The sequence below is a fragment of the Rufibacter ruber genome, assembly GCF_014138425.1.
In the GTDB taxonomy this organism is placed as follows: domain Bacteria; phylum Bacteroidota; class Bacteroidia; order Cytophagales; family Hymenobacteraceae; genus Nibribacter; species Nibribacter ruber_C.
Genome location: NZ_JACJIQ010000007.1, coordinates 247675 through 271320 on the forward strand (window position 1 = coordinate 247675; position 23646 = coordinate 271320).

At 53.3% G+C, this 23646-nt stretch carries 19 protein-coding genes and 1 tRNA gene; 10 read left to right on the forward strand and 10 right to left on the reverse strand.

The window, feature by feature from the left end; genetic code table 11:
• The first annotated feature begins 260 nt into the window (after positions 1-260).
• The 4 genes from FHS90_RS10615 (at position 261) to xrtN (ending at position 5195) form a co-directional block, all read left to right on the forward strand.
• Positions 261-890: a hypothetical protein gene (locus FHS90_RS10615; protein ID WP_182513026.1), complete on the forward strand. Its 630-nt coding sequence runs from the start codon at positions 261-263 to the stop codon at positions 888-890.
• Positions 891-958: 68 nt separating this feature from the next.
• Complete coding sequence (locus tag FHS90_RS10620; protein WP_220483045.1) at positions 959-1207, forward strand: winged helix-turn-helix domain-containing protein; 249 nt, start codon at positions 959-961, stop codon at positions 1205-1207.
• Positions 1208-1221: 14 nt separating this feature from the next.
• Positions 1222-3780, forward strand: a complete 2559-nt coding sequence (locus FHS90_RS10625) for an XrtN-dependent VIT domain-containing protein (RefSeq protein ID WP_182513028.1) — start codon at positions 1222-1224, stop codon at positions 3778-3780.
• Positions 3777-5195: an exosortase N gene (xrtN, locus tag FHS90_RS10630; protein ID WP_182513029.1), complete on the forward strand. Its 1419-nt coding sequence runs from the start codon at positions 3777-3779 to the stop codon at positions 5193-5195. The genes FHS90_RS10625 and xrtN overlap by 4 nt, the downstream gene beginning before the upstream one ends.
• 142 nt (positions 5196-5337) lie before the next feature.
• Here xrtN and FHS90_RS10635 read toward each other — a convergent pair whose 3' ends face one another.
• The gene (locus tag FHS90_RS10635; RefSeq protein WP_182513030.1) at positions 5338-6552 is read right to left on the reverse strand and encodes a multidrug effflux MFS transporter; all 1215 of its coding nucleotides are present in this window, start codon (positions 6550-6552) and stop codon (positions 5338-5340) included.
• Positions 6553-7355: 803 nt separating this feature from the next.
• Positions 7356-9104: an alpha-glucan family phosphorylase gene (gene glgP / locus FHS90_RS10640; RefSeq protein ID WP_343049665.1), complete on the reverse strand. Its 1749-nt coding sequence runs from the start codon at positions 9102-9104 to the stop codon at positions 7356-7358.
• Between the two features lie 226 nt (positions 9105-9330).
• On the opposite strand from glgP, the gene FHS90_RS10645 reads away from it, so the two are divergent.
• Both FHS90_RS10645 and FHS90_RS10650 read left to right on the forward strand, forming a co-directional pair.
• Positions 9331-10212, forward strand: coding sequence for a universal stress protein (locus FHS90_RS10645; protein WP_182513031.1), 882 nt, complete (start codon positions 9331-9333; stop codon positions 10210-10212).
• A 48-nt stretch (positions 10213-10260) separates the two neighbouring features.
• Complete coding sequence (locus FHS90_RS10650; protein ID WP_182513032.1) at positions 10261-11256, forward strand: 2-hydroxyacid dehydrogenase; 996 nt, start codon at positions 10261-10263, stop codon at positions 11254-11256.
• Between the two features lie 87 nt (positions 11257-11343).
• Here FHS90_RS10650 and FHS90_RS10655 read toward each other — a convergent pair whose 3' ends face one another.
• The 4 genes from FHS90_RS10655 to FHS90_RS10670 form a co-directional block, all read right to left on the reverse strand.
• Positions 11344-11847 (reverse strand): cupin domain-containing protein, encoded by a 504-nt coding sequence (locus tag FHS90_RS10655; RefSeq protein ID WP_066836688.1) that lies wholly within the window; start codon positions 11845-11847, stop codon positions 11344-11346.
• 207 nt (positions 11848-12054) lie between these two features.
• The gene (locus FHS90_RS10660; RefSeq protein ID WP_182513033.1) at positions 12055-12369 is read right to left on the reverse strand and encodes a hypothetical protein; all 315 of its coding nucleotides are present in this window, start codon (positions 12367-12369) and stop codon (positions 12055-12057) included.
• A 274-nt stretch (positions 12370-12643) separates the two neighbouring features.
• The gene (locus FHS90_RS10665) at positions 12644-13765 is read right to left on the reverse strand and encodes a site-2 protease family protein (RefSeq protein WP_182513034.1); all 1122 of its coding nucleotides are present in this window, start codon (positions 13763-13765) and stop codon (positions 12644-12646) included.
• Positions 13758-14402, reverse strand: a complete 645-nt coding sequence (locus tag FHS90_RS10670; protein WP_066836694.1) for an HAD family hydrolase — start codon at positions 14400-14402, stop codon at positions 13758-13760. Before FHS90_RS10670 ends, FHS90_RS10665 begins: the two co-directional genes overlap by 8 nt.
• Before the next feature lie 77 nt (positions 14403-14479).
• Here FHS90_RS10670 and FHS90_RS10675 point away from each other — a divergent pair.
• The 3 genes from FHS90_RS10675 (at position 14480) to FHS90_RS10685 (ending at position 15994) form a co-directional block, all read left to right on the forward strand.
• A tRNA-Ile gene (locus tag FHS90_RS10675) sits at positions 14480-14553 on the forward strand.
• Between the two features lie 520 nt (positions 14554-15073).
• Positions 15074-15499, forward strand: coding sequence for a hypothetical protein (locus tag FHS90_RS10680; protein ID WP_182513035.1), 426 nt, complete (start codon positions 15074-15076; stop codon positions 15497-15499).
• Positions 15500-15547: 48 nt separating this feature from the next.
• On the forward strand, positions 15548-15994 hold the full coding sequence (locus tag FHS90_RS10685) for a GNAT family N-acetyltransferase (RefSeq protein WP_182513036.1): 447 nt from the start codon (positions 15548-15550) through the stop codon (positions 15992-15994).
• A 144-nt stretch (positions 15995-16138) separates the two neighbouring features.
• On the opposite strand, the gene FHS90_RS10690 is transcribed toward FHS90_RS10685, so the two are convergent.
• The 4 genes from FHS90_RS10690 to FHS90_RS10705 form a co-directional block, all read right to left on the reverse strand.
• A complete protein-coding gene (locus tag FHS90_RS10690; RefSeq protein ID WP_182513037.1) occupies positions 16139-16447 on the reverse strand; it encodes a rhodanese-like domain-containing protein in 309 nt (102 codons plus the stop codon).
• Positions 16444-18168, reverse strand: a complete 1725-nt coding sequence (locus FHS90_RS10695) for a T9SS type A sorting domain-containing protein (protein WP_182513038.1) — start codon at positions 18166-18168, stop codon at positions 16444-16446. Before FHS90_RS10695 ends, FHS90_RS10690 begins: the two co-directional genes overlap by 4 nt.
• A 115-nt stretch (positions 18169-18283) precedes the next feature.
• A complete protein-coding gene (locus FHS90_RS10700; protein ID WP_066836702.1) occupies positions 18284-19072 on the reverse strand; it encodes a PASTA domain-containing protein in 789 nt (262 codons plus the stop codon).
• A 7-nt stretch (positions 19073-19079) separates the two neighbouring features.
• Positions 19080-21779 carry a D-alanine--D-alanine ligase family protein gene (locus tag FHS90_RS10705; protein ID WP_182513039.1) on the reverse strand — a complete coding sequence of 900 codons (2700 nt, stop codon included), beginning with the start codon at positions 21777-21779 and terminating at the stop codon, positions 19080-19082.
• A gap of 424 nt (positions 21780-22203) precedes the next feature.
• On the opposite strand from FHS90_RS10705, the gene FHS90_RS10710 reads away from it, so the two are divergent.
• On the forward strand, positions 22204-23013 hold the full coding sequence (locus FHS90_RS10710) for a hypothetical protein (protein WP_182513040.1): 810 nt from the start codon (positions 22204-22206) through the stop codon (positions 23011-23013).
• The last annotated feature ends 633 nt before the right edge of the window (positions 23014-23646 follow it).

Sequence of the window (23646 nt, forward strand, 5' to 3'; positions counted from 1 at the left end):
TGCACGCCTGCGGCGGAAGGCAAGACAGAAGAACAGCCCCTCTTTTTCTGTTTTCGGCCTGTTTTTAAGAAAACAGGCCGAAAACAGAAATCTCAGGAGTACGGCAGGAACATCAGGTGACGGCAACCGGTTTTCTGTTTCCGGGCTACTTTTTCTAATTCAGCCCTAAACCAGCCAGTGCGCCGCACGGGCTGGTTTTTTTAAAAACTTCTTGCCCCAAAAGAAAGTATTGATAACTTTGAGCTACAAAGTACTTCACTATGAGCCAGCACCTAGAACATCTGGAAACATTGAAGGAGATCCGGAGCATCATGGATCGGTCTTCCCGCTTTATGTCTTTGAGCGGACTTGCCGGCATCTTTGCCGGGGTGTATGCCTTTGCAGGGGCGGGCGCGGTGAAGTGGTACCTGGAGAAGCACAACATCCTGGCCCGTACGGTGTACACGGTACGCCCCAACTGGGACACCATCCTGTTTCTGTCAGCAGTGGCGGTAACGGTTATGGCCGCCACCATTATCACGGGCATCTACCTCACCACCAGAAAAGCGCGCAAGGCCAACCAGTCACTCTGGGACAAGCAGGCGCAGCTCATGCTGATCAACCTCTTCATTCCGTTGGCGGCAGGCGGCTTCTTCTGCCTGGTGCTGCTGTACCACAAGGTGTACTTCCTTATTGCCCCCTGCATGCTGATTTTCTACGGGTTGGCCCTGCTCAACGGAAGCAAATATACCGTGCGTGACATCCATTACCTGGGGCTGCTGGAAATTGCCCTGGGGCTGCTGGCCAGTTTTTTCATTGGGTACGGCCTTCTGGCCTGGACCATAGGGTTTGGGGTGCTGCACATTCTGTACGGGAGCATCATGTACTTCAAATATGAGCGGGGCGCCTAAGCTACACAGTGAAAAACTACCTGGAAAATATAAACAAGGCGTTTGAGAGTAAAGCGCGGCTGGGCATCATGTCAGTTCTCATGGTGCAGGAGCGCGTAGACTTCTCCACCCTGAAAGAAACCCTGCAACTGACAGACGGCAACCTGGCCAGCCATCTGCGTGCCCTGGAAGAAGCCCAGTACCTGCAGGTAGAGAAACAGTTCATAGGCCGGAAACCAAATACCACCTACGCCGCCACCAATCTGGGGAAGCAAGCGTTCAAAGATCACCTGAATGCCCTGGAACAACTCATTTTAAATAACAGACCCAATCTCTAATTATTTTTTTATCCATGAACTTTGAAATACAAAGTACTTTAAAAGCAACAACTGCTGAATCTCCCCGGCAGCTGCTTCGCCGCAAACCCCTGCTGGTGGCAGGAATGGTTTTGATCATTATCTCGTTTGGAGTGTTTCTGGGGCAGGAATGGTCCCTGCAACACCAGGGCCAGGGCCATGAAGGCATCTTCATGCTGAATTACGTGATCGCCGCTGGGTTTCTGCTCACCCTGCTGTTCCACAAGATGTTCCGGTTCAGGCAGCCGCTGGCGTATCTGGACTACCTCATGCTGTTTTTGGTAATGGGCCTCATCAGTGACTTCGCCCTGAACCGGGAAATCACCATCTTCCTGCCCTCGGTGGGCTGGTTCTCCGGGTGGCTCGTGCTGGTGGCAGTGGCTATGGTCGGGTATTCGTTCCGGTTTCTACTGCCCAGGGTGGTGCAGCTGGTGGTGCTGTTCCTGCTGGGCACCGGTCTGGTGCTGTTCAGCTATTTCGCCCTGTACCTGATTCCCTTCTACCCCCTTGGGCTGCTGGGGGCCATTGCTCTGGGCCTGGGGCTCCACGTGTTCATACCGTTGTGTGCGGTGATCTGCCTGGCCGTGGCAGCCCGGCGCATGTACCGTGGGGATGTAGCCTTGAAGCGCACCTTTCTGGCGGGGATCATTCTGCCCGTTCTGCTGTCCCTGGTGTTTCTGGTGCTCTGGCAACGGGCCAACCGGCACATTCACCAGATTTTAAACGCTTACCAGCTGCAAGACCGCCAGGACCTGCCCAGGTGGGTGGTGCTGAGCCAGCAGCTACCGGTAAGCCCGCTGTATGCGCGTATGCTGCAGACTGATCTGGTGTACCAGGCCGCTTCTGAACATTTTTCCCCCTTCAGCTTGCCAGACCAACGCTTTAACGAGCTGCTGCGGCATGACCCGCTGGTGGTGGTGGCCACCCGCTTCTTTGACAAGCCTGACCTGACGGTAGCAGAACGCATCAAGATTCTGGAGAGCATGTATGACGCGCGGCACCCCGCGCAGGAGCGGCTGTGGTCTGGGCAGCACCTCACCACCGACCATGTGATCACGCAGGCCCAGATTTTTCCGGAGTACCGCCTGAGTTACACAGAGAAGATTCTGAGCGTGCGCAACCACCACCCGTCTACTTGGGGGCAGGAAGAGGCTATTTACACCTTCCACCTGCCGGAGGGCAGCGTGGTCACATCGCTCTCCCTCTGGATCAACGGCAAAGAGGAAAAAGGCTACCTCACCACCAAAAGCAAGGCTGACAGTGCCTATACCACCATTGTGGGCGTAGAGGTGCGAGACCCTTCCGTGGTGCACTGGCAGGAAGGCAACACCGTGAGCGTGCGCGTGTTCCCCTGCACCCCGCAGGAAAACCGGCGGTTCAAACTGGGCGTGACCTCTCCTCTCAGGCAGAAAGGGGAGCAACTGGTGTATCAGAACATTTACTTTGACGGTCCCGCTGCGGCTGCGGCCACTGAAACCACCGAGATCAGAATGGCAGACGCAACCGCCGCCCACCATTTGCCCGCAGACTTCAAACCCCAGGGCAGCGGGAGGTTTGCACGCTTCGGCAGCTATGTTCCTGACTGGCACCTGGCTTTCCCGGCCCCCGCCCTCTCCCCCGCCACCTTTACCTTTGCCGGACACACCTACCAGATGCAGGCCCGCCCCCACGAGTTTGAGGCTTTCTCTCCCACCCGCATTTACCTGGACCTCAACAAAGCCTGGTCTGCAGAAGAGGTGGCGCTGGTGTGGGCGCAGGTAAAAGAACAGAAAGTGTACACGTCCCTTCACGGCACCATGGTTCGGCTTACCGCCGAAAACAAAGACGACGTGGTAGCGCAACTGCGGAACTATAACTTCACGCTCTTCCCCTTCCACCACATCAAAGAACCGGACAGGGCCCTGGTCATCAGCAAAAGCAACGGGCTTTCCCCCAACCTGCAGGACCTTCAGGAAAGCCGTTTTGCAGCTGATTTTAAAAAAATAGCCTATAAACAGCAGCCTCTCCGGTTTTACAACTTGGGTTCAGAAGTGACGCCATATGTTAAAACATTGAAAGAACTCCAGCTCCTGCAGTACCACGAAGGATCTGCCCGCGACTTAGCGAAGCTGTTGACGGCAAAACGGTTTGTTCGGCGGAGCAGGCGGAGCATGGGGGAGAACACGGTGGTTCTGGGGGAAGCTGGCACCGAGATCATCAGAACCCCTGCCACCGGAACGGCCGCAGGTTCGGGGACAGACCACCTGATGCGGCTCTTCGCTTATAACCATCTCTTACAACAGATTGGGGGGCGTTACTTCCAAAAAGACTTTCTGGAGGAAAGCCTGATCAACGAAGCCGCGCAGGCCAACGTGGTGAGTCCGCTGTCCAGCCTGGTGGTGCTGGAGACGAAGCAGGACTACGAGCGGTTTGGCATTGAGGAAAGCAAGAACAGCCTGGGCAACGCGAGTGTGGCATCAGCGGGGGCCGTGCCGGAACCCCATGAGTGGCTGCTGATCTTTCTGGTGGTGGCCGTGGTGGCCTGGTCTGTACTGAAACCGAAGCTGCTCCCATGAAAGCGGAGGCCATCTGGCACACGCTGCCGCAAAAGCAGGCAAGGGTAGTCCTCCTGTGTGGGGCAGGTTACCTGGTGGTGGCAGGGGTGTTTCTGCGCCATTACCTGCTCTGGAATACGCAATGGCTCCTGGGCCTGGCACTCCTGCCCCTGGTGGCATTGCCCAGCCCCAGGAGAACCGTTTCTCCCCTGCTCCTGGCGCTGGCATTCCTGCTGCTTCTGCTGGCGGGCCTCTACCAGATCACCACCCTCTTCTTTCTGGGGTTTCTGGTGGCGGCCTGGTGTGGCCTGCAGGGCACCATAGGGTTTACAGGCGTGTACCCGTTTCTGTTGCTGGGCATAGTCTCCCCTATTTTCTCTTACATGGCCCAGGTGTGGAGCTTTCCGGTGCGATTGCAGTTAACCAAAGCGGCGGTGGGGCTCCTGAACTGGGTGTACCCGGCCGTGGAGGTGGCCGGAAACCTCATTCTGCTGAATGGGAAAGAATTTTCAGTTGACCCCGCCTGCGCCGGTCTCAACATGCTGTCCTTCTCACTGATGCTGGCGGTCTTCCTGATGGCCCACCTGCACCGCTCCACCCGGAAGCCCTGGCCTCTCCCCGCCATTGGCCTGCTCCTCCTCCTGATGTTGGCCTTGAACGTAGCTAGTAACCTGTTGCGTATCCTGCTCCTGGTCCTTTTCCAGATCGGCCCCGCCAAATGGATGCATGACGGGCTGGGTATTCTGTGCCTGGTTCTGTACGCCGTGGTTCCTTTCTATTTTCTGGCCAAGCACTGGAGCCGCAGGCTGAGCAAACTTGCCTCCTGGCAGGAACACGGGCGGGCATTCTCCTGGAAAAAGCCATTGCTCCTGAACAGCGTCCTGCTGGTCTCTCTGGTGGGGGCGGGTCTCCAGGTTCTGCAGAAAAAAGCACCAGCCAAACCCGCGCCCATCCCCATGGCCGGATTTGAGCAAGAGAAGCTGAAAGACGGAATTGTCAAGTTGACCAGAGACAACGGCCTGGTGTACCTTAAACCGCTTCAGGGATTTTATTCGGCAGAGCACAACCCCATGATCTGCTGGGAAGGCAGCGGCTTTCAGTTTCAGAACATAACCGAAGAGACCGTTGGGGATACCAGGGTCTACACCGGTACCTTGCAGAAACAGAAGGAACAGCTCTATACCGCCTGGTGGATGGACAACGGCCACCACCAGACCATTGCCCAGACAGACTGGCGCTGGCGCATGTTCAAAGGGGAGCCGCCCTTTCACCTGGTGAATGTGACCGCCGCCACAGAAGCAGAACTACAGGAACTGGTGCGGGAAATGCTGCGACGACCAACCGTTGCGCGAACACAATCACTGCCATGGGTTTCCTGTTTTGGGGCTACTTTTCTGAAAACAGCCCCAAAACAGAAACTCTACCCTGGCTTTTAGCTATAGTCCTGTCAATTTCAAGTCTCTGTGCGCGTCTCCCTACCCCAACGCATGAGGCCCCACCAGATCTTAGAACCGGTGGGGCCTCATGCGTTTTCAGCCTGTTTTTCAGAAAACAGCCCCAAAACAGAAAATAGACTTGTTACAAAGCCACCGCTGCATCTCCCGCATAACCGGCCGCCGACTTTCTGCCCAGGAAAAAAATAAGGATACCGGTGAATGTGCATACGGTCATCACGCCCACCATGGGCAGGGCCGTACCGTTATGGAAGATACTCACCGTACCAGAAACCAACGCGCCAATCCCCATTCTGAAACTACCAGACAAGGCAGAGGCACTTCCGGCGAAGCGGGAGAAAGGAGCCAGTGAAAGCGCCGAGGCATTAGGCGCCGTCAGCCCCTGGCCAATCAGGAACAGGAAGATAACGGCTATCAGGCCCGTCTTGCCAAACAACCCCAAATACACGCCCGCCACCATGATCACCCCCACCGTAAGCTGGTACACCAGGGCAATGTTAATGATCTGCTCGCTTTTGAGCTTCCGGAGGAGAATATGGTTCAGTTGCGGCGAACCCACCATGGCAATAGACAGAAACGCGAAAATCCAGCCGTACTCCTGCTCACTTACGCCATAAATATTCATGAAGACATCTGGCGAACCCGCTATGTAGGCAAACGGCGCCGCCGAAGCAATGCCGCCCACCAGGGTGAACACCAGGAACTGCGGGTGGCGCAGTACGGTCCAGAAGTTCCCCAACACCGCCGCCGGTTTCAGGGACATAGAAGGGTCTGCCCGTTTCCCTTCTGGCAGACCAATGTACACCCCCACCAGAATCAGAAATGTGATAACCGCCAGGGCAATGAACACCGCATGCCAGCCAAACGCCGCCGTTACGTACCCGCCCACCGTTGGGGCAATCATGGGCGAAACGGCTATCACCAGAATAAGCCAGGAAAACACCTTAGCCGTTTCTGTCACCGGAAAAAGGTCCCGCACCAGCGCCTGGGCCGCCACCATGCCCGCGCACCCGCCTATGGCCTGGATAAAGCGCATCAGAATCAACCCGTCAGCAGAAGTGGTGAACGCACAGCCCACAGAGGCCGCCACATAAACCAGGAGCCCGGCGTACAAAGGCAGTTTGCGCCCAAACCGGTCCAGCAACGGACCGTACAGCAGCTGCCCCACCGAGATCCCGATCAGGTAGGCGGTAAGGGAAAGCTGGATTTTGGCAATGGTGGTGTTCAGGTCCTGGGCTATGGCCGGGAAACCCGGCAAATACATGTCAATGGAGAAGGGACTGATAGTGGAGAGGGAACCCAGAATCAGGATAATCAGGATATATTTTCTACGCGTCATTTCAACCTAAAAAATGCAAAGGTACGCTTATGGCCGCTTTAAACTGCTATGGTGGCAAAAAGCGCTCTGGTACCTTTTATGAAACTAAGGGTATACTCTATCGCCTCTCCCCAAGTTCCAGATCTTTTGCTTTACAGACATTTTAAAAGTCTCCCCTTTTTCATTTTCTGTGGCAAGGGCTTCCTTTCCTGTTTTTGGCTGTTATTCAGAAAACAGCCCAAAAACAGGAAAGGAAAAAACTACCGTGAATCTGTGATCATAACCACTCTGCGTATGGCTGCCCGCCGCAGAATTAGCATAACAGGCCGCCCAGCCTGCCAGGAGACCAAAATTTGTATTTCTCCTGAGATTGCATGACCCGGAGGAAAGAAGTTTTTTTTAAAATTTATTTATTCTCTGAAGAAAGGGACAGCTTGTGCCAGCAGGGCTTCTGTTTTAAGGCTGTTTTAAGAAAAGTAGCCTTAAAACAGAAGTAGCCGCCACCACCCTTGTGAGAGGCATGGAATAACAGCAGGAGAAGGAAAGGCTGCAACCGTGTTCAGGATGAAAGAGTTGATGGTTCTGAAACAGGGAGAGAACGTGCCTGAGTTACTGCGGGCCTGCGTAACCTTCTACAAATAGGGTGCGTGAGATTAGAGTGATGGGCTATTTTTCCGCCCCTGCGGAAAGCCATGTTTGTTTGGCGTACATGAGCAGGTATGAACCCGGCCGGGTACAGCCGCAACGGCTTGAACCTGGAAGAGAAGCGGCAACCACTTCTGTTTTGGGGCTGTTTTTGGAAAAACAGCCCCAAAACAGAAAGCTTAGCTTTTCCCTTCCTGGTACATGAGTTTGTAATACTCGTCGGCCATGCGTTCTGAGCTGAAATAGCCTGCCACCTCTGTCATGCTTTGTTTCATGACCTGTACCCATTTCTTCCGGTCCTGGTAATAGGCGGGAATGATCTCCTGCTCCAGAATGGTCATGAGGTTCTGGTAATCCTGCTCGTCTTGCTGGGCATCTGGCAACGCGGTGTCTACAATGGGCAGCAGGAAGCTGTTTTGGGCGTGGCGGCCAAACTCTGGGAGCCAGCCGTCCTGGATGGAGAAATTGATGGCGCCGTTCATGGCCGCTGTCATGCCGCTGGTACCTGAGGCTTCGCGCGGACGGCGGGGCGTGTTGAGCCAGATATCAGCGCCTTGTTTCAACTTGGCTGAAAGGCTCATCTCATACCCGGTCAGGACCGCTACGTTAGGCAGTTTGTAAGACAGGTGCACCAGCCGGTTAAACACGTCTATGGCCCCAAAGTCAAACGGATAAGGTTTTCCCGCCCAGATGACCTGTATAGGCTGCCCCGCCTTGTTGATCAGGTCAAAGAAGCGGTGCAGGTCATGCAACAGCAGATCTGCCCGTTTATAGGCCGCAAAGCGGCGCGCCCAGACCACGGTCAGCACATCTGTGCGGAAGATCTTCCCGGTCTGGTCAGCCACCACCTCAAAGAGCGGCTTCTTCATTTCGGCTTTGATCTGCACCAACTGCTCATCATCACCGGCATCTAGCGCTTGGCGTAGGTCAGGGTTCTGCCAATAGTTGACGTTTTGGGCGTTGGTGATTGATTTGATCTCACAAATACCCTCATACCCGCTCCACATCTGGCGGGAGACGTCGCCGTGCAGTTTAGAGACGCCGTTGGCTTTTTTAGACATCCGCAGGGCGGCCAGGGTATAGTTTAGCACGGGGCCAGTGGTGCCGGTGATGCGGCAGGCCTCAGCAGTAGACAGCGCCCCAAAGAAGGACATTTTCTCAAGGATATCTAACCCGTGCTCCTCGTTACCCGCCTTCTCAGGGGTGTGGGTGGTGAAAACCAGGCGCTTTTTCACCTCGTGCAGGTCACGGTACTTATCATAGAGATGGAACGCCAGGGGCAGGGCGTGCGCCTCGTTCAGGTGGTAAATGGCGGCCCCGCCCAGCGTCTCCACCACCTTGGCCCCTCCTATGCCCAGAACAATGCTTTGCGCAATGCGGGTGGGCATTTCAGGGTCATAGAGGCGGTGTGTGATGGTGCGGCTGAGGTAGTCATTCTCCGGGATATCAGTGGTGAGCAGGTACATGGGCACCGTGCCAAACACCTCAGGCTTCAGCACCAAGGCTTTTACCCAGACCAGGTTCCCATGAATACTCACCTGCACCATGATGCCGGTGTCTTCCAGGAACGGGTAGTATTTCTTCTGGAACTGCGCCCGCATGCTCTGGTCATCATTGCGCACCTGGTCATAGTACCCAAACTTCCAGAGAATGCCAATGCCAATCAGGTTCTGTTTCAACTCATAGGCGCTGCGCATGTGCGAACCGGCCAGGTAGCCCAATCCGCCGGAGTAAATTTTTAACGGGTGGTCCACACCAATCTCCATTGAGTAATAGGCCACGCGCTCACTGTATTTTTCACTTATGGCATACGGATGATACCACTTGCTGTACTCGCTCATTGTAATCGCTTTAAACTGGAAGCAGGGGCCGGTTTTCTGGCGTTGGTCCTGTACCACCTCCCCTGCCGGTATTTTAATTTTTTTCAAGATACCACCTAAACGTATTTATACAACTGTGGGGGGTATAAATTTTGAGTGGCCCCTCCCATTCCCCGCCATCACCCGGCTCTCTATATAGGAACTGACGAATATCAACGGGCAAGGCAACCAAGGTCATTCTCTCTGGGAAAGACACGTGTTACTTTTGTACAGGTCAAAGATGCATCTTCAGCCTTTGCCCAACCAAGTGTTCAACCACCAACCAAAGCCCGCCATGAAAACCATTCTCGTTCCCACAGATTTCTCGGCCAACGCGGCCAACGCCATCAACTACGCAGTGAAGCTAGCCGATCAGGTGAAAGGCAAACTGATCCTGTGCCACGCCCTGCAGTCCCAGATTCTGGGCCTCCCGGAAGAAGGTGTCACCATCAGCCCGGAGAAACTTCTGAAGGCGAGCTATCTGGAGGAGCTGAATAAACTGGGCAGGTCAATCCAGCTGGAGAACGGCTTCCGGTTTGAGCTGGAGACCGTGTGTGAAGACGGGCCGCTGTACCAGCTGCTGGCAGATGTGGCGGTGACCCGGAACGTGGACCTGATTGTGATGGGTACCCGCGGCGCCAGCACGTTTTTAGACAAACTGATTGGCACCAATACTCTCAACATTATAGAAAACGCCCTTTGCCCCGTGCTGGCCATTCCGGCCAAGGCCACCTTTACCGGATTCCAGAAACTAGTATATGCCTCTGATTTTGAGAAAGAAGAGCACGTATATTTACAGCAGCTGTTCCAGTTAACTGAACCGTTTGATACCCAGGTGCACGTGCTGAACGTAAAGGCAGAAGACCAGCTGGACATGGTGGCAGACGGCCAGATAGTGGCTGAAATTGCCAAAGAATTCACCCGTAAGCCGTACCAGATCAGCCAGCTGAAAGCGGGCCACGTGGTGGAGGGAATTAACGCCTTCACCAGAGAAAACCCGGTAGACGTGGTGGCCGTGGCCATTGAAAAGCGTGGTTTCCTGGAAACCCTGTTCCATAAAAGCGTTTCTACCCAGCTAGCCTTTGAAAGCAACCTTCCGCTGTTAGCCCTGCCTGAAACCCCTTTTAAAAAGCCCAAACCCTTAACTCAGAAAAAAGAGGCAGCGTTTAATATTTAAAAGAAAAAGCCGAGATTGCCGGCTCCTCTTCCAATAAAACCCATTAGTATGCACGTTAACGTCTTTAGCGCCCACGCCTTTGAGCAGGAATTTCTCTTGCAGGCAAACCAGGGCCGCCATCAGCTCCAGTTTATCCCGGAAACCCTTTCCCTGAAAAATGCCGCCAAGGCCATGGGGAGTAAGGCGGTGGCTTTGTTCACCTCAGACGACGCCAGTTTACATGTGCTGGAAAAACTGCATGTGTTGGGGGTGCACTACGTGGCGCTGCGTTCTGCGGGGTTTGACCACGTAAACCTGCCCAAAGCCACGGAACTGAAGATGCGGGTGGCCAGTGTGCCGGCCTATTCACCGTACGCCATTGCCGAGCACGCGGTGGCCCTGCTGCTGGCCCTGAACCGGAAACTGGTGCTGGCGCATACCCAGATTGAACAGAACAACTTCAGCCTGGACAACCTCATTGGGTTTGACCTGCACGGTAAAACAGTGGGCATTATTGGCATGGGCAAGATTGGCGGCATTGTGGCAAGGATCATGCACGGCTTTGGCTGCAGAGTGCTGGTGTATGACGTGGTGCCGGTCACAGCGGCCGCTGCTCCCGTTGAGCAGGTTTCTATGGAGAGACTGCTCCATGAGTCTGACATCATCTCCCTGCACGCGCCCCTCAATGAAGCCACCCATTACCTGATCAACCGGGCAACCATAGCCCAGATGAAAGACGGGGTGTACCTCATCAATACCAGCCGCGGCGGCCTGATCAATACCGAAGACCTGGTGGAAGCCCTGAAAAGCGGCAAAGTGGGGGCAGCCGGCTTAGATGTGTATGAGAAAGAGAAGCCTCTGTTTTTCAAAGACCTCTCTGGCCAGCCCCTCCATGACGACCTTTTTGAGACGCTGAGGGCCTTGCCCAACGTGCTCATCACCGGCCACCAGGGTTTCCTTACCCAAACCGCACTCCGCAACATTGCAGACACCACCCTGTACAACCTCAACCAGTGGGATCAAGGCGAAGCGTCTGTGAATGAACTGAACCACGTACCGCTTTAAGGAGCCGGATATGCAAAATGCGTTTTCGGGCTGTTTTACCAAAAACAGCCCGAAAACGCATTTTATATTGTAAGGACCTATGGGTTCTTACCGCCCAAAATCGTCCTGCACGCGTACAATATCCTCTTCGTTTGAAGGGTTACCGGCATCTGTGTGTTGCCAGATTTCGGCGAGTACCCCCCAGTCCTGCAATCCCACCAACCGGTGCCGCTCTGACTGTTGCAGCGTGATCAGGGAACCTTCCTGGTGCTCCTGCAACACCCCCTCCTCATCTGTGGGGCTAACCACTACGCCCACAGTTCCTCTGATAACTTTCCAAACTTCTGCGCGGCGGTGGTGGTACTGCCAGGAAAGACGCTTGTTAGGGGCCACCACTAAAATTTTGGGGCTCAGTTTTCCAGAGATTTTTAGGTCTTCTACAGACATGCCGTCAAAGTAGGTGTTGGCGAACTCCTGCGCCTGGCTTTCGTCCATCACAAAAAAACCTCCCCACGGGCGGGTTTGGTCCTGAGAGGCTATTTTGAAACCTTTCTGCGTAAGTTCCTGCTCTATTTCCTGAAACAAGGCTTGTTTTTCGTTTTCAGTTGCCATTCTCTTCCTTTTTAGTGAAGCCTTAAAAGTACTAGGGTTTTTCTAAATACCCACACCTTTTTCTTTCTGCCGCCCGCCCTGTTCAAAAAATGATAAATCAGTGCAAGTGGCCTCAGAGCAAAACAGGCCAGTGATTTCTGTTTTCAGGCTGTTTTTCTTAAAACAGGCCAAAAACAGGAGGCGGCCCTTTCGCCCATCACAGGCGCCTCAATGACTTCTGATTTCTCCCAGCAGAATCTGCAGGATTTTGTTCACCTGGTCTGTTGTGAAGTCTGTAAAACAATCAATGGCCCTGATGGTCCGGTCCAGGCTCAGTCTGTACCTGTAATGAAAGGTGATGATTTGATTGGCCTCATTCAGGTAGAAATCAATCTGGACCGGGTTGGCCGAAGAGGCAAATTTCTCCAGCGTTCTGCAGGGAAGGGGGAACTCATTGGTGACATACCCGCCGGTCAGAACCATCACATCCTGCATGGCAGGCTCTAATTCGGCCACAGCCATATTGGGTTTTATAATTTTCATACGCACCAGATTAGTTTATAAAGGTACTTCTAATCTGGCTGAGGCGCAGTTAACAAATTGTTAAGGATGCCCGCTCCATTCCTCCTGCCCTCGTCAACTGTCAATTTGCCTTTGGCCAGGAGCGGTGGCCCCCCTGTGCTTTCTACGCAAAATGCCCGGCGGAACAAAATGGGGCGTTCTGCGGGGCCTTCTGGTGCCGTTAGTTTTCCGGCTTTCAAAGCTTTTTCTGTTTTGGGCCTGTTTTTGAGAAAACAGGCCCAAAACAGAAGGGGGGCTAATCAATAAGAAAGGGGGCGGGACTGAAGCAGAGCATAAACACCACCATGGCCAGGCAGCCCAGCCACACGCGGCCTTTGCTCAGGGGCTCCTCATTGGGGCAAGGCGGATGGAAAATTCCCATGAACCGGGCGAGCAGCAGCCCGAACACTAGCCAGCCGTTATACCCCTGCACCTGGGGCCAGAGCAGGCCGCAGGCCGCCTGGGCACACAGCACCCCGGCCGCTACCAGAAAACCGCGCCTCGCCTCTGGGAACAGCGGCCGGAAGACCACCAGCAGGTACACCACATACCCCCCGTACAGCCACCCGTTCGCGGCCCAGTTGCCGTCAAGGGGCAGCAGCCCCAGACCGGCATAGAAGATAAAAAGGGTGAAGAGCAGCGGCGACAGGCGGTTGAACCGTTCATAGCCCAGCAGTCCGTAGAGAATGTGCCCCCCGTCTAACTGCCCAATTGGGAGCAGGTTCAGGGCGGTAAAGAACAAGGCAAGGAAGCCCGCAAACAAGACGGGGTAGTGCATGACCTCGTAGCGGTTGGGCAGCAGGGTGGGATCAGCCACGGTCTGCTCAAACAGCCAGAACAGAAGGTTCTTGCCCAGAGAAATGTCTTCGGCGCTGCGGTAGGCGTAGGCAGCGTAGTTTTCGCCCCACAACCGGTACTGCGGGTGAATCTCATACAGGTACTCTAACGGGGGTAAATGGGTGAACCCGTACCAGAGCAGCCCCACCGCCACCACAAAACCCGCCAGCGGCCCGGCAATGCCAATGTCAAAGAATTCCTTTCGGGAGAAGATACGCTCCCTGATCCTGATAAAGGCGCCCATGGTCCCAATCCCGAAGGTAAAGCCCAGCCACACCGGGATGTAGTACGGCAGCGTAACCCGTACCCGGTAGTACCGCGCCGTGACATAATGCCCAAACTCATGCACCGTGAGAAAGCCCAGAAATGCCAGGGAGAACACCAGCCCGCCCCCTATTTCCTCCCAGGAGATCAACGGGATCCAGGAGAAACCGTCAGGGCCGTAGGAGAAGGATTTGCCGTACCGCCACTCGGCCCCCGCCATGGTGGTGGTGACCAGCGTGAGCAGAAACAGCACACCGTGCAGGGCGGCCTTACGCATCCTGGGCGGGAAGTGCGTCTTTTAACGCCTGGTTGATGGTGAGCGGCGGTGCCAGGTGAAGGGTCTGCAACCCTACCATCTTTGCCCCCTCTATGTGCTGAATGCTGTCATCAATGAAGAGGGTTTCTTCTGCCTGGAGGCCATTCTCAGCCAGGATTTGCTCAAACACCTCTGCCCCGGGCTTGCGCCTGCGCACCAGGTGCGAATAGTAGGGTTTGTCAAAGAGGCTGTCTAGGCTGGGCATGCCAAAGCAGTCTTGCACGGTTTGGTTGAACGCCTTCATGTGTATGGCGTTGGTGTTACTGAGCAGAAATAGCTTGTAATGTTTCTTAAGGGATCGCAGCAGTTCAATGCGCTCAGCCGGAATGTCCAGCAGCATGGTGTTCCAGGCCATATCAATCTGTTCGTCAGTGGCTTCAATGTCATATTCCCTCCGGAGGCCATCGCGGAACTCAGCGCAGGTGATATCTCCCCGCTCATAGAGGTCAAACAGCTCAGACTGAGCCTTCTGGCTGAAATCTACCTGGTCTGCGGTTTTGCTGTAAGCTTTAAGGGCATCTGTGCTCAGGGCATAGTCAATGTTGATAATCACGCCGCCCAGGTCAAAGATGATATTCTTGATGGAAGAAAAATTCACAGTTTAAAAGGTTTTGTTTTGTGTTTTGCGGTACAAATTTGTAAAATTGCACCACCAAATCAAAGAACGGTTTGGACGGGCCTATAGCTCATTCGGTTAGAGCAACTGACTCATAATCAGTAGGTGCTTGGTTCGATTCCAAGTGGGCCCACTTCAGCATCAAGGACTTACGTAAAACGTAAGTCCTTTTTTATTCTCTTATATAAATGTATGTTTAACAAGAGAACCGCCTTTACCCGTTGTCATTTCCCCCGCCTGATCAACGGTTTGTCTACAGTGAACATGTGAAAAGTGAGCCTTTTCTGCTGCCATTGGCTGGAAGAAAAGGTTGAAATCACCCAGTAATTGTTTAATGGCGCTGCTGCTGAATTGAAAATCTGCTTAGAGCATTAGTACATTTTGATCTACCGGCGAATAGTGCCAGAGAAAGGTTCTCCGGAAGCAGTTTTGGAACCGCGTAACAGTGCTACAGGTCCAAAAAACGGGGAACGAAGGTTCTTTCTTGGCGTTTTCAAGACTAATAAAGATATTTTAAACTTGCCCCTACGCAGTACGCTTACTTTATCGCTTACCAGTTTTAAAAGTTATACAGGCTCAAAAAGCTTAGCGTGCAATTTTCGTTTGCGCTGCAAAACAGAATGCTAGGCAGGCTCAATGAAAACTCCAGACGTATGCAGTCGCCAGACAGAGAAACAATTCAAACGGGGAATGACTTCAAAATTGAATATGAGCCTCTGACTGATATTCTGTTTGTGCACTGCCCCCCTTCCCAGACGCTCACGTTAGAAAATATCAACGAGGGTTTCCGGTTGGTGGTGAAAACCATCATTACCCGCAACATCTCCTACCTGCTGGTGAATCCCAGCCAGGCCACCACCCAGGTAACCATAGAGCAGCACCAGGCTGTAAGTAACGTCTTTTTGCTCAACCTGTTCCCCACCAAACTTAAGAAGCTTGCCCGCATTGTCAGCACAGATGAAGCGCGCGAGGAGCGGGTACACGCCATAGTCAGAGATTCCCATTTGGCCTTTGAGTTCAGGAATTTCAAAGATGAAGCCGCAGCCGTGCAGTGGTTAAAAGGCACCCGTGCTTCATGAAGTCAAAATGCCTTCTTACGTTTGTCTTTTACCCGTTACCACCCGCCCATGGAATTAAATATTGTCTGCAGGAAGTTTGCTGCGCTTACCCCTCATGAACTATATGAGAACCTTCGCCTCAGGAGTGATGTGTTTGTGGTAGAGCAGCAGTGTATTTTTCTGGATCTGGATAACAAAGACCAGCACTGCTACCATCTGCTCCTGTATGGGCGGGACGAACTAGTGGCATCTTCCAGACTGGTACCGGCAGGCGTGAGCTACGCAGAGATGTCTATAGGCCGGGTAGTCACCAGCAAGATGGTGCGGGGCACGGGCGTGGGCCGGAAACTCATGCAAGCATCCATTGACCAGATGTATGCGCTCTTCGGCCAGGGGCCGATTAAAATTGGGGCTCAGCTGTACGCTAAAAAGTTCTATGAAAGCCTGGGCTTTGTGCAGACGGGTGAGGTGTATGTTGAAGACGGCATTGACCACATTCACATGGTAAAACCGTAAACAGCGCCTAACTGTGCAGGACTACTGCAGTTCCCTTCTCCCGCTTTAACTCAGAAGGCCAGGCGGTTCAGCTTTTACCACAAATCCCGTTTCGGGGCTGTTTCTGGAAAAACAGCCCCGAAACGGGAAAGCAGCAGGCAGAAGTTACTGTGCCTCGTTAAACGCCAGCATGCCGCCTTCTACATTGCGCACATGTTTAAAGCCCTGTTGCTGCATCATGGCCTGGGCCGTGGCAGAACGTTTGCCTGACCGGCAGTGCACCAGTACTTCCTGCTCTTTGTAGTCTTCCAGCTCAGACATGCGCTCTGGCAGCGAGCCAAGGGGAATAAGGATGCTCCCGGGAATGCTTTGCTCCTCATGTTCCCATGGTTCGCGCACATCAAGAATAACCGGGGTCTCGTGGTTGGCCAGGCGCTGCTTCAGTTCTGCGGCAGTGATATCAGAAGTGATCATCTTTGTAGAATTAGTTTAGAGGTTCTTACTTGGGTTCCGTTGATTGCCTTGACAAGGTACAAACCAGCAGGCAGATGTACCAAAGAAAGTTGCTGCCCCGCCCGTACCTGCTGCCAGACCTGCACTAGCTGCCCGGTTAAGGAATATACCTCCAGCCGCTCAGCCTTCTGCCCCACCTTGAGCCAGTCACTGGCAGGGTTTGGAAAAAGGAAAGGCGCCGCACTGGCAATTTCTTCTGCGGCAGAGGTTATGGTACCGGCCATGACCGGCCTGATCATTAAGGCTCCCCCCAGGCCAGTCAGGGTTTCCCAGGAGGTGGTGGTGCCTCTGAGCAAAAGCATTTTCCCTTCTGCGTCTTCACTTAAATCAAACCCGATGTTGACGAAGGTGGCCCCCGCCGGTTGGCGGTAGCCCACGTAGAAGCGCCCCTGCACCGCTATGGGTTGCGTGAGCTCTATATCCAACCAGTTGTTGAACTGGTCTGCCGGGGGCACTGAAAACGGCTGCTCTACCAAAGGCTGGTCTGCTGGTCTCCCGTTTTGGTCTCCCCAGATACGCAGGTAAAGGGTTGTGCCGGGAGTATTGGCACCGGTAAAGAAAAGCCGCACCCGTTTCACCCGGTCGGGTTTAGTCAGGTCAAACTGATAGGCTACATTCACTGCGCTGGAGGAGGGGAAGCTTAATGTCCCCTCGGCCGAGCCGTCATCATAGGCAAAATAATCATGCAGATCAGTTTGCCGGGTGAGCGTGTCATTGTAAAGCGTGTGCAGGAGCGGCTCTTTGGTGTTGAGGAATTGCGTGGTCTGAACAGAAAACGGGGTGCTCTGGGTGCCTAAAAAAGCGGCAGACGGTACGCCGGCAATGGTTTGTTGTGCGTTCCCGGCTACGGGGGCGCTACCGCGAAGGAAGGTGTCTACAGCCCCTGTGGTCAGATTCCGGGCAAAGGCCCGCCAGCTGATGGCCGCCGGCACACCGCTGTAATTCACAAACTGGGCCCCCACCTGCTGCCGTAGCTCACCGCCGGGGTTGTCTGAGAAATGCCAGACGGGCATGGCGGTGTAGCGGTTGAGCAAAGACGGCAGCTGGGAGGTGAAGGCTACATCTGCCACCTGCAGCTGGCCTTTTCTGCGGTTCTTGTCCAGAAACACATAATCTACGTGCCATACATCCCGCAAACCGTTCTGGCCGCCGCCGCTCACCCACCTGAATTGAAAGCCGTCATACAGGAACCCGTTTTCTTTCAACACCACCATCACCGCCGCAAATTCTGTGCTTCTGCCGGTGCCCCGCTGCTCCCACACCTGCTGCCAGCCACCAGTGGCCTCTTTGAACTCCAGCCGAAGGTAATAATTGCCCCCCCCAGAATAATTGGGAGCATCTAAAAGCCCGCCCGCCTGCCAGTAAAAGCTGAGGTAGAGAGAATCCTGGGGCTGAAAGCGGCCCAGGAGCAACGGCTTACTGGTAAGCGTGTCATTTAGCCCTACTGCCGACAACCCGCCCCGGGGAACACCGTTGGCATCAAAACCGTCAAAAGTAGCGGCAAAGACAGTAGGCGGCTTTTTAGCGTACCGGTCACTCACATAGGCCCCGCCCCGGTTTACCCACCGGGCCGGGTCAGGGCTGCCTTCCCCCTTCGCAAAGTCATCAAAAAAAGGAAGCCCCAGCGTATCACCGTCCGCGAGGGGAAGGGGATCTGCCGTGGGCTTCCTTTTGTGTGGCAACTGCCGGGCCCGGGAAGGGTCCTGGGTGAGAGGTGAAAAAACCTGGGCCTGGGCTGACCATCCCCAGCATAGTGCTATTAAAAAGAGTGTCAGCCGTTGGCGCATGAGGTTTAGTTTATTGTACGGGTGCTACCGGTTGCGGACCGGCCACCCAAAGGTCAATGAGTTCTCCCGCCCTGATCATGGCGCCTTCACCCGCCACCGGTCGTTGCTTTAATACGGTTCCATCGGCTTCGCCGTTGGGGGCACCCATGTAAATCACGGCCCCAATTTTAAGGCCCTGACCGGTCACCACCATGGTAGCCTCATCTATGGGCATTCCTACTAACGAAGGAACCTCCAGCTGCGTATTCCCCAGCCCGTCTCCCACCTCTAAATCTACACGTGACCCTTTGGCCACAGGATCTCCCGGCTGTATCTCCCGACCGTTCACGTACTGCCGCAGCACTGAGTTCTGGGCCAGGTCTGGCACATATTTGATTTCGCCAAGATTCAGGTCATAGCTCTTCAGAATCATCTCAGCATTTTGCACTGAGCCGCCAATGAGCTTAGGCATCTTGATCAGCGGCGGGTTTTTCATGTTGATGCTCACGTAGATCTTGCGGCCCTGCTTCACCTTCTCCCCCGGCTTGGGATCCTGGGTGATGACCGTGAAGGGCGCCATGCCCTGCTGGTAGGTAGAGTCATTCACGTAGAAGTTCAGGTCTTTGTCGCCCAGGAAGTCTTCCAGTTCTTCTACGCTCATGCCGGTGATCTTGGGTACCGTGATGGTCTCGCCGTGGTTAGTGGTGCTGGGCAGGTACACAAAAAAGAACAGGAACATCAGGAGCAGCACAATGGCCAGCATGATGGCCAGGTGCTTAAACAAATCACCCGCGGTTTGGGCTTTCAGGAGCTTACTCATCTACGTATTATGAAATAACTTTTTTAGTGCGTTCCATACCGAATTGCAGTATGCGGTCTATGAAATCATAAGGTTTGTAGCCGTTGATGGCGGTCTGGTGGAAGATACAGGTGGCCGGTGTCATGCCGGGCAGCGAGTTCACCTCAATGATGATAGTCTCCACTTTGCCGTCTTCAAACACGCGCACAAAAGCGTCAATGCGGGCATAGCCTTCTATCCGGAGAATTTCTGCCACCCGTTTCAAATCCTGCTTCACGTGGTCTGAGATGCGCTGGCGCTCCTCAGGGTCCCGGGCGTAGCGGGCCGGGGTGATGTTCTGCCCCTCCCCTGCCAGGAACTTCTCCTCCAGGCTCAGCACCTCCCCTTCGGCCAACGCCTCAGAGGCCTCAAATATTTCATAGTGGGTTTTCCCGTCTGGCCCATAGCTGGTGAGCAGCCCGCCCGTGATCTCCAGAAAATGCCTGGCGCCTTCTTTGGAGATAAGGTTCTCAATGAGGAAATACCCCTTCAACGGTACTTCTTCCTTGAAGCTTAGTTTGAGCACCCGCGCCGGCGTCTCTGGTATCTCCACTGAATTTCTGAAGATCAGCTCTGCAAACGCCTCCAGTTCCTCCCGGGTCTTGATCTTCTTCACCGCAGAGGAGCAGCCGTCATCTGCCGGTTTGGCAATGAACGGGTACTTGAAATTCGCCTCTATGCGCCGGAAGAAAGCGTTACGGTCTTCTTGCCAGTCTTTTTTGAACGCCAGCATGTGCTCAGCCACGTGCACCCCGTTTTCCCGCAGAATCTTATTGGTCTCAAACTTATTGATGGTGATCTGAGAGCTTTGTATACCGGAGCCGTTGTACGGGATATGGAATTTCTCCAGCTCTGTCTGCAGCACCCCGTCTTCACCGGGGCGGCCGTGCAAGGCAATGAACACGGCGTCTACCAGGCCCCTCAGCTGCTCATACGACAGGCGTTGCGGCTTCTGCAGGGAATTGCCCGCATACAGCTTGGTGATGCCCTGGGCCTCTTCTTTGATCTGCGCCAGCACCGGGTGGGTAGGAACGCCCGCCTCAGAGGCCTCAATCTTCTCCTTGATGTCATCAGCGTTGTCCTTCAGCATGATGTTGATAGGAATCTGGTACAGTTGGTGCGTGTGGTCATCTCCGGTCAGGAAGATAGGGATGGGCTCATACTTGGTAGACGACGCCAGTTTCTCATAGATGTTGCGGCCGCTCTCTACTGAAATGTGACGCTCAGAGGAGTAACCGCCCATAATCACCCCTACCCGCAGTTTGTCATGGCGGTGGGCGCGCTCATCGGCCATGGCCGCATCTAGTTTTTTCAGGAGCGACATCAGGTGCGCGGTGTTCTTGCCAGATTTCACCCGCTCTGCCATAGAGGTTCTGATGATGTAGGTCAGGAACTGTGACGGGTTCAGGCCAATCTCAGCGGCCTGGTGGAAGAAGAACGAAGACGGCAGCATGCCGCTGGTGGTGTTGGGGTCGTTGAGGAAAATCTGGCCGGCCTCGGTGATAAAGCCATCCAGGCGGGCGTACACGTTAAAGCCCAGGCTGGTGTACAGGCGCTCACACTCCTGCCGTATCTGCTGGATCTGCTCAGTGGGCAAATCAATGGGTGTGATTTTGCGGCTAAGGCCAGGCAGGTATTTGGAGCGGTAGTCAAAGACCTCGCCGCCTTTTCTGATTTCGGTGGGCGGCAACGCTATGGGCTGCCCCTGCTGGTCCTGCACCACAATGCAGGAGAACTCACGGCCGTTGATAAAGGCCTCTATGAGCACCTGCGTCTCGCTCTCCACACTGGTGAGGGTGAGCGTTTCCGGGCCGTTTTCGCCAAAACTGGCCGAAAGTAGCGTGAGCAGTTCTTCAGGGGCATACACCAGTTCGCCCGTCTGGGTCTGTACCGGCAAGCCAATGCCCTCCCGGATATCAGTGAGCGTCTTGACAAAGTTCAGCTGCTGCGCGGGGCTCTTGCTGCTCCACTCGTCCCGCTGCAGGGTGATGGAGAACAGGCTGCGCGCCACCGCCTCCTCAAACAGCTGGAGGTCTTTTTCCTTGATGATGGACACGCCAATGGACGAGCCCTGGTGCGGCGCTTTCAACACCAGCGGCAACCCCAGGTCTGCCACTAACCCATCTAGCAAGGCGGCGCGGTCCTGGGAGCGGTGCCACTCCTGCGAGCTCAGAATACGGTAGTCTGGTGTAGCAAACCCGTGCTGCTGGAGCAAGGCCTTCTGCGCTATCTTGTCAATGCCTATGGCCGAAGGCAAAATACCAGAACCGGAATACGGAATGCCGTACCATTCCAGCAAGCCCTGGATGCTGCCATCTTCGCCGTACGGGCCGTGCAGAGTCAAAAAGGCGAAGTCGAAGAGCTGCCGGAACTGGTGCGGGAAGATGCGCAGGCCCACTTTGGCGGCTATTTCCTCCAGCTCCTGCTCGCTCAGCTGCCCCAGCGACTCCAGGTACATCTGCAGCCCATGCTCTGTAGGTGGCACAACCTCTACCGGCGGGTAAAAATCCCGGATGGTGCCTTTGTAGATGTAGTGCCAGTCCAGCAGAATGAAGTTCCCCAGGCTGTCAGCGAACACCGGTACGGCCTCAAACAGGGATTTATCTAAATTATCGAAGACGGTTCGGCCACCGGCGAAAGAGATTTCGCGCTCCCGGGATGGCCCCCCGAAGATGATTCCAATTTTCATTAGGGCAAAGATACTGGTTTTTGCTTGTTCAGCGCTAGTGGTTCAACGCGGTTCTTTCTACTAGCTTCTCACAAGCGAAAGTACCCCTTCAAAACCCGTTTTGGAGCTGTTTTCAGAAAAATAGCGCCAAAACGGGAATCAGCCGCCCCTGCCGTAGCCGTAATTTATCCGGATAACTTACGGCTACGGTCCCCTCCCCTGCATTTTCCTGCCCCCGCAGTCATAGGAATTGGAAGGGGAAAGTGCTTAAAATTAGTCTGAGGAGTAGTTTTTTCTTGAACTTGCAGAAGTTGCGCGTATTCTGTACCTTGATGCTGGATACCCGCCACAGACGCAACGAAGGCGGAAACGGTCAATCTTCGCCTATAGTGGTAATAAACGTAATAGGTACGGTTATACGGTAGTTATGCAACATTAAATTTATATGATTATATCTACGAGTGAATTTTTTAATGAAATAACCATTAACACTGGTAAACAAATTCTACGTTCCCTTTGCCAATTTTATAAAACTGGAGAAAAGGGTATCCCCAAAGGTTTCGGGACTGGTTTTTTTATTAAGATAAGCAATAAACATTTTTTGATTACTGCAGCTCATGTTTCAGATGATAAGGATATTTACATTCTGAAGGATGGTTCTGAGCTTAGATTTGCAGGAAAACTCACATCGGTCATCAATGAAAAGAGGGAAAATGACAAATTCGATTTTTCATTTTTAGAATTAGATGAACAATCCATAATAATTGCCAATGAACATTTTGTTTTCCTGGAAGAGAATATTTTGTTATTAAATCATTCCATTACTGACAACATAGGAAAGCCCCAATACTTTTTATGCGGATTTCCATCCTCAAAAACTACTTGGAAATACAAAACCGATAAAATAATAACTGACCCTTTTTTATTTACCACAAAAACTAAGGAACTTACTAAGCCTATTCAAGATAAAGGATTTGTTCCAGAAGCAAACATTGTGTTAGATTATGACAAAGAAAAAATCCTAACATTTGGGTCAAATATGATTCTAACAGGTCCTGACCCTTATGGTATTAGTGGTTGCCCATTGTGGTTTTTCCCCAGAATCTTAACAGATAATTATATTCCTGACAGCAACAATCTAGTCTTGCCAGTAAAATTAATTGGGATTATGATTGAGTATCATAAAGATGAGAAAATCATGGTAGGAACGAGAATTGATTATGTTATTAACCTGATAAATAATAACGTTGCATAACAATGTATATACAAAACCCTTGCTCCGCTGCGGGCTTTGCATATACTAACCGTTGGGCGTAAGCGAAGAAATGATTTAGCGGCTTGAAAGGCAAAAAAATCAGATGTGTGCGTAAATGAAACCGACTTTCCTCGCAGATAAAATCTGCAAAAGTCGCAGAAGAAATTCGGCAAAAGTTCTTAGATTACCTTGGCAAAAGAAAAGGAACGCCGCCCGACTTTGACCAGAAAGTGTTGCAAAAGTAGCAGAAGTCGCAAAAGAGGAATTGACGCAAAATGCTTTTAAAGAATTTATCGGTAACACGCGCAAACCGACGGACTTGATTGCGTTTCCGGCCTGTTTTCCGGAAATCAAACCAAAAACGGATGGATAAAGAATTCGTCTAACGCTTCGTTTTTGCGTTTTCGGGCTGTTTTTCAAAAAGTAGGTCAAAAACAGAAAAGAGAAACGCGGGTGGCAGCTTAAAAGAACGCCTCCGCCCAACAACGCATAAACTTCAGCCTTCGGCCGACGGCCAAGGCCGTCGTTTATACCAGCCGTTAATCCGTCATTGGATTATTTTCTGCTTTTATAATGGCGAAGCCTCCAGGCAAGGGAGGGGAAAGGAACCAAAGGTCATTAAAGCCTCAAAAT

Bases quoted from the DNA above. Each gene is read 5' to 3' on its own strand.
- FHS90_RS10615 (WP_182513026.1), top strand. From the start codon at position 261: ATGAGCCAGCACCTAGAACATCTGGAAACATTGAAGGAGATCCGGAGC.
- FHS90_RS10620 (WP_220483045.1), top strand. From the start codon at position 959: ATGTCAGTTCTCATGGTGCAGGAGCGCGTAGACTTCTCCACCCTGAAA.
- FHS90_RS10625 (WP_182513028.1), top strand. From the start codon at position 1,222: ATGAACTTTGAAATACAAAGTACTTTAAAAGCAACAACTGCTGAATCT.
- xrtN (WP_182513029.1), top strand. From the start codon at position 3,777: ATGAAAGCGGAGGCCATCTGGCACACGCTGCCGCAAAAGCAGGCAAGG.
- FHS90_RS10635 (WP_182513030.1), bottom strand. From the start codon at position 6,552: ATGACGCGTAGAAAATATATCCTGATTATCCTGATTCTGGGTTCCCTC.
- FHS90_RS10645 (WP_182513031.1), top strand. From the start codon at position 9,331: ATGAAAACCATTCTCGTTCCCACAGATTTCTCGGCCAACGCGGCCAAC.
- FHS90_RS10650 (WP_182513032.1), top strand. From the start codon at position 10,261: ATGCACGTTAACGTCTTTAGCGCCCACGCCTTTGAGCAGGAATTTCTC.
- FHS90_RS10655 (WP_066836688.1), bottom strand. From the start codon at position 11,847: ATGGCAACTGAAAACGAAAAACAAGCCTTGTTTCAGGAAATAGAGCAG.
- FHS90_RS10660 (WP_182513033.1), bottom strand. From the start codon at position 12,369: ATGAAAATTATAAAACCCAATATGGCTGTGGCCGAATTAGAGCCTGCC.
- FHS90_RS10665 (WP_182513034.1), bottom strand. From the start codon at position 13,765: ATGCGTAAGGCCGCCCTGCACGGTGTGCTGTTTCTGCTCACGCTGGTC.
- FHS90_RS10680 (WP_182513035.1), top strand. From the start codon at position 15,074: ATGCAGTCGCCAGACAGAGAAACAATTCAAACGGGGAATGACTTCAAA.
- FHS90_RS10685 (WP_182513036.1), top strand. From the start codon at position 15,548: ATGGAATTAAATATTGTCTGCAGGAAGTTTGCTGCGCTTACCCCTCAT.
- FHS90_RS10690 (WP_182513037.1), bottom strand. From the start codon at position 16,447: ATGATCACTTCTGATATCACTGCCGCAGAACTGAAGCAGCGCCTGGCC.
- FHS90_RS10700 (WP_066836702.1), bottom strand. From the start codon at position 19,072: ATGAGTAAGCTCCTGAAAGCCCAAACCGCGGGTGATTTGTTTAAGCAC.
- FHS90_RS10705 (WP_182513039.1), bottom strand. From the start codon at position 21,779: ATGAAAATTGGAATCATCTTCGGGGGGCCATCCCGGGAGCGCGAAATC.
- FHS90_RS10710 (WP_182513040.1), top strand. From the start codon at position 22,204: ATGATTATATCTACGAGTGAATTTTTTAATGAAATAACCATTAACACT.